Raw genomic sequence first — 5,547 nt, forward strand, 5'->3', positions numbered from 1 at the left:
GCAGGATCTATGAAGAGCAAAATGATTTTCGGCTTCCATGCCGTGACCTCCCGCATCCGCCACGAGGCTTCCTCGGTGGAAGAGATTTACGTGGATGCCGAGCGCCGCGACCGCCGCATGCTGGATTTGCTGCATGCCGCCAAGGAAGCCAATGTGCGCATCATCCAGGCCGACGACCAGCGCCTCGCGGCCATGGTCGGCACGCGCCGTCACCAGGGCGTGGTGGCCAAGGCCGCCGCGCTGTCGCTGGCGCGCACCCTCGATGAACTGCTGGACGCCGTGGTCGGTCCGCCGCTGCTGCTGATCCTCGACGGCATCACCGATCCGCACAACCTGGGCGCCTGCCTGCGCGTGGCCGATGGTGCCGGCGCGCATGCCGTGATCGCCCCCAAGGATCGCGCCGTGGGCCTCAACGCCACGGCCATGAAAGTGTCCAGCGGTGCGTCCGATACCGTGCCCTACATCACCGTCACCAACCTGGCCCGCACCATGCGCGACCTGAAGGAGCGCGGCGTGTGGATCATCGGCACCACGGACGATGCCGAGAAGGGCCTCTACGAAGGCGACTTCACCGGTCCCACCGCACTGGTGATGGGCTCCGAAGGCGAAGGCATGCGCCGTCTCACCCGCGAGACCTGCGACGTGCTGGTCAACATCCCGATGTTCGGTTCGGTCGAGAGCCTCAACGTCTCCGTGGCTTCCGGCGTCTGTCTGTACGAGGCGCGACGCCAGCGCTTGCCCAAGTAAGTCCGGTCATCCCGCATGACACCATCGCCGGACTTCGCGTCCGGCGATTTTTTTTTGCCGTTCCATTGTTGGATCACTTCAATTTCACTTCAGTAGCCGTTTTCATTCAACGTTTCAGGAAACACACCATGTTCAGCCGACTCAGAGAAGACATCGCCAGCATCCGTGAGCGCGACCCTGCCGCGCGCAACAGCTGGGAGGTGCTGACCTGTTATCCGGGCCTGCATGCGGTGATCCTGCATCGCTGGGCCCAGGCTTGCTGGAAGGCCGAGTTGAAGTGGCTGGGACGCTTCATCTCGCAGCTGGGCCGTACCCTCACCGGCATCGAGATCCATCCCGGGGCCACCATCGGCCGCCGTGTCTTCATCGATCACGGCATGGGCGTGGTGATCGGCGAGACCGCCATCGTCGGTGACGATTCCACCATCTACCAGGGCGTGACCCTGGGCGGTACTTCGCTGGCCAAGGGCGCCAAGCGCCATCCGACACTGGGGCGCGGCGTCATCATCGGTGCCGGGGCCAAGGTGCTGGGCGGTTTTACGGTCGGGGACGGGGCCAAGGTCGGTTCCAATGCGGTGGTCACCAAGGAAGTGCCGCCCGGTGCCACCGCCGTGGGCAACCCGGCGCGCATCGTCGAGCGCAATGTCGCGCCAGCCGCGCGTGATCAGGCGGCAGCACGCCTGTTTGCGGCCTATGGCGTGATGCCCAATGGCGATGATCCGCTGTCCAAGGCGCTGCACGGACTCATCAACCAGGTGGCCGCGCAGGAGCAGCAACTGGAAGCCGTGCTGGCCGCCTTAGCCACTGCAGGTTTGGTGCGTGGCGATGAAGAGCTTCGAGATAGGTTTAATGCTGAGGAATTAAACAAGCTAATCGAATAACTTCCACTCAGGGCTTTGCCTTAGGACCTTGCTCGTTTAGGAGCTAGGCCAAAGTTAAAAACGGCTTTTCCAATTTCCATCCACAGCTCAAAATTTGCTGATTTCTTAGCGAGTTGGAAGCTGCGTTGCACAGAGTTTTCACGCAGGTACGCCAACACATGCTCCCCTATTCGGCTCCCCAAGGCAGGTATTGCAAGTTTTCCGCATTTATCGTCTCGGATGCAATCGAATTCTACGCATGTACAGTCGGCCAGATCTATCCCAATTTCCCTTGCTATTTCATTCCAAAATGGGCGGTCCGCTCCTCCGTTTGGTAGCCTGCGGATCCATCTCACGGTATTTCCAGTTTTGAGATTGGTGTATTTGGCCCAAGGTCTCTCTCCGGTTTTTGTAATCCGATTGTACTCATCCCAGTTGGGCCTTAGTTCCACCGGGACGGAGATATCTATTAGTTGGTGAGGCAGTACGTTCTCGAGCGTCTTGCCAGGGATTGAATTATGTTTTGCGATCCATCTTGCCTCAGATGCTTCTTCTTCACATCTGATACTGACGTTGCCGAATGGTGCCTGAGGGCTGGATTTATCGCTATCAGTTAGGCATAGAACCCATTCACGTGCCTCAGCAATAATGGCTTTGAGACAGTCTGGGGTGGTCGAGCCACCACCTCCTCTACATGACACCTTAAATGAAGTCCCTCCTTCTGAGATTAGTGCATAGTGTTTTGCAGCAAAATCATATAGATACGCATCAGTTAGATTCTCCGTGAGTAAAACCGTCGGACTGATGCCGTGCGTAAGCCGCTCTACCGGTAAAATCCATCGGTCTTCACGCTTACTTGTATATGTTTGTCTACAGCAGATTTCGACTCTAATCGGGATGGATTTAAGGAAGGCCGCCGACGTAGCGTAGTTACCCAAGCATTTTTCGATTATTGATTTGCTCTCTGCAGTCAAGCCGCTTATCGATGCTAAAAACTCTAACGTCTTTCTGCTTCCAAAAATAAAATGGTTGCCCCTCCATGTTTCAATAGCTGCAGACTCGACGGCCTGCCTAATAACAGGGTCATCAGAATTTCGCTCTAGAATTGAATCGTTGAATTCAATAATCATTCATACGCTCCAGCCGAGAAGAATCCGAACGGCCAGTTTTCTAAAACGCCATCGTCATCAAACGTTGCGCAGGTAATTTTCGCCGGTTGTGATGGTGACTCTTGTTCGAATAATAGGATTTGAACATCACTTGCCGGAATTTTTTTATCTGCGACTAACTCTCCTACTCTGTTTATCAAACTTGAGCTGTGAGTTTCAGCTATCACACTAATAGGTTGCTGGTTGGAGGATTTATTTACTTGCACAGCATTCACAAAGAGATCGGCTAAACGGGCTTGAAATGCGGGATGAAGGTGGAGCTCTGGTTGCTCAACAACTACGCAAGACTGAAGTTGGTTTGCCGGGCTTCTCCTGAATCTGTCGTTGGCCACTAACCATATCTGTGTTGCAATGGGAAGAACTTGGGATAATCCAAACCCTACGTCAGCAAGATTGATAGCATCATGGTCCGTTTGAGCATCTTCAAACTTAATCTTAAGCTCAATCTGAGCGCCTTCTTTTGCCGCCAGAACTTCAAAACCCAAAGAGTGTTTGAGCCAACGATTAAATGCACTGAAGTCCGCTCGATTCTGTAAATCATTTAGTAGGACTGCTAAATTTTCTCCACGGGGATCCATCTCGGAAATCGAAAGTTCTTGCGGCCGGTAAAATCGCTGAGCAGTGGCTCGAATCGGCCCTAAATATTTAACTGAAGATGCGAAACTATTTATTGCCTCATTTGCATTTAGTGCAATTTTCGGTAGTGCATCTAAAAACGCTAGCTCACGGCATACCTTTAATGCTGGGGAGTTTACGGTGAGCTGTCGTACAAAAGTCTGCCAAGAAGAAGATCCTGCTCTTCTAGTCCCACGTAGAATCTCTAATGTGCGTTCGGCCGAAGCCAACGGAATACGCTGTGCGATCTCCGCAATTTTTGTAGGACTTGTGTTCCCGTGAATTTGCCCTCTGATCCAGTTGGAAAGATTTCTCGTTAGCGGGCTAAAGTCTGCAAACCTTCTGTATTTTTGTTGTGTGCCGTCTATCTGTTCTTCAACGACCTGAGTGAACAGAATTTCAGGTAGATATTCGCCCTTGCTTACAATGGCACCTATGGTGATGCTTGGAGCCCATACTGCATTGCCACACGCTATCCGCTGAACGTTACCTACTTTATCGATATGAATTTCTGCCTTTAAATCGAGAAGATTGAACGTTATTTTCGAAGCGTAAGAACGGCCATCGTCTTCTCGAACACTTACTGAGGCGATCAAATTAATCGTCTCAGTCATTAGACTGTTTAGTGCAGAATAACGAAGCCTGCTTTGAATTCCAGTCGAGTTCAAGCCAACCTCGAACGAGAAGCATATTTCCTTCTCTTCGGCATTTCGTCGTAACGCTTGACTGAATGATCCGTAGTCTACGTACTGTCCCCACCAGAGAAACGGCGCATTTCGTTTTGCTTCGCTACTTTGTTTTAACAATGGAAAAATTCTAGCGAATGAGCTTTTTCCTGCACTATTTTTCCCGACCAAAAGGGTTATCGGCTTGATTTCAATTAGCCCTGTCTGCTCAAGACCGCGCAAATTTTGAACTCCGATTTTCTTTACGATTGGCATCAGGTTTCCTTGGCGAGCGCACGGTTTAGAGCGCAGAGAAGTTGCGTTATCTAACTTTTAATCCGCTATATTGCGTTAATTATTAATCAATTTTTGTCCCAGCTGCATCATATCGATGTAATTTGGAATCCGCCGTCAGGCTGATCCAGCCGCCACGCGGCGTTTCCACGTCGTATTCCCAATCCGGCAGCACATAGCGCAGCTTGCCGCCGTCCAGGCGATGCAGGGCAGGGCGGTGCGTATGGCCGTGGATCAGGACATCGGTACCGGTCTGCGCAAAGAGCGCATCGATCGCACCGGCATTGACGTCCATGATCGCCATGTCCTTGCTCTGGTTGGCATCCTGACTGTTCTTGCGGATGCCTTCGATGATGGCCTTGCGCTGCGCCAGCGGCATGGCCAGGAACTGCTGCTGGTAAGCCGGTTGCCGTACCTGGGCGCGGAACGCCATGTAGGCCTGGTCATCGGTGCATTGCGCATCGCCATGGGCCAGCGCCAGCGTGCGGCCGGCGGCGGTGATGACGTGCGGATCCTCCAGCAGGGTCAGTCCGGCGGCATCGGCAAATGCCTGTCCGACCAGGAAATCGCGGTTGCCAGCCATCCAGTACAGTTGCACGCCTTGCGCCTGTACAGTTCGCAGTGCGTCAGCAATCAGTTGGTTGTAGGGAGCAGTACGGTCGTCGTCACCGGCCCAGTACTCGAACACGTCACCCAGCAAGTACAGTTGCTGCGTCTGTACCGCATGGCGCTGCAGGAAGGACAGAAAAGCCTCGGTGGTACGGGGCAGGGCGGCTTGCAAATGGAGGTCGGAAACAAAAAGCGCAACCGTCGGTTGCGCTTTCTGCATGAACTGGAAATCAGTCATGGTCGGTGAAGTGAGCGGTCCGGGTCAGGCTCAGACCACTTCTGCTTTCTCGATCACCACATCTTCCGCAGGCACGTCGGCGAACATGCCGGCGCGGGTGGTCTTGACGCCCTTGATCTTGTCGACCACTTCAGTGCCTTCGACGACCTTGCCGAAGACGCAGTAGCCCCAGCCGTCCTGGCCCGGGTAGTCCAGGAAGCTGTTGTTCTTGACGTTGATGAAGAACTGCGCCGAGGCCGAGTGCGGAGCGGCGGTGCGGGCCATGGCCAGGGTGTAGGGCTCGTTCTTGAGGCCGTTCTTGGCTTCGTTCTCGATCGGCTCGCGGGGTTTCTTCTGCTTCATGCCGGGGT

General features: G+C 54.0%; 6 protein-coding genes. 2 read left to right on the forward strand and 4 right to left on the reverse strand.

Going from position 1 to position 5,547, the window contains the following annotated elements; genetic code table 11:
• Positions 1-9 precede the first annotated feature (9 nt).
• Together rlmB and cysE are read left to right on the forward strand one after the other, a co-directional pair.
• The gene (gene rlmB / locus B3873_RS18090) at positions 10-747 is read left to right on the forward strand and encodes a 23S rRNA (guanosine(2251)-2'-O)-methyltransferase RlmB (protein WP_209533235.1); all 738 of its coding nucleotides are present in this window, start codon (positions 10-12) and stop codon (positions 745-747) included.
• Between the two features lie 128 nt (positions 748-875).
• Complete coding sequence (gene cysE / locus B3873_RS18095) at positions 876-1,628, forward strand: serine O-acetyltransferase (RefSeq protein WP_286867785.1); 753 nt, start codon at positions 876-878, stop codon at positions 1,626-1,628.
• Between the two features lie 20 nt (positions 1,629-1,648).
• Here the strand turns inward: cysE and B3873_RS18100 are convergent, their stop codons facing one another.
• The 4 genes from B3873_RS18100 to B3873_RS18115 form a co-directional block, all read right to left on the reverse strand.
• Positions 1,649-2,737: a hypothetical protein gene (locus B3873_RS18100; protein WP_286867787.1), complete on the reverse strand. Its 1,089-nt coding sequence runs from the start codon at positions 2,735-2,737 to the stop codon at positions 1,649-1,651.
• Positions 2,734-4,332: an AAA family ATPase gene (locus B3873_RS18105; RefSeq protein ID WP_286867789.1), complete on the reverse strand. Its 1,599-nt coding sequence runs from the start codon at positions 4,330-4,332 to the stop codon at positions 2,734-2,736. Before B3873_RS18105 ends, B3873_RS18100 begins: the two co-directional genes overlap by 4 nt.
• Positions 4,333-4,414: 82 nt before the next feature.
• Positions 4,415-5,197: a UDP-2,3-diacylglucosamine diphosphatase gene (locus B3873_RS18110; protein ID WP_286867791.1), complete on the reverse strand. Its 783-nt coding sequence runs from the start codon at positions 5,195-5,197 to the stop codon at positions 4,415-4,417.
• A 30-nt stretch (positions 5,198-5,227) separates the two neighbouring features.
• Positions 5,228-5,547, reverse strand: a 320-nt coding sequence (locus B3873_RS18115; RefSeq protein ID WP_286867793.1) for a peptidylprolyl isomerase, incomplete at its 5' end; no start/stop codon positions are given.

Source organism: Herbaspirillum sp. UBA812 (genome assembly GCF_002296545.1).
In the GTDB taxonomy this organism is placed as follows: Bacteria; Pseudomonadota; Gammaproteobacteria; order Burkholderiales; family Burkholderiaceae_D; genus Herbaspirillum; species Herbaspirillum huttiense.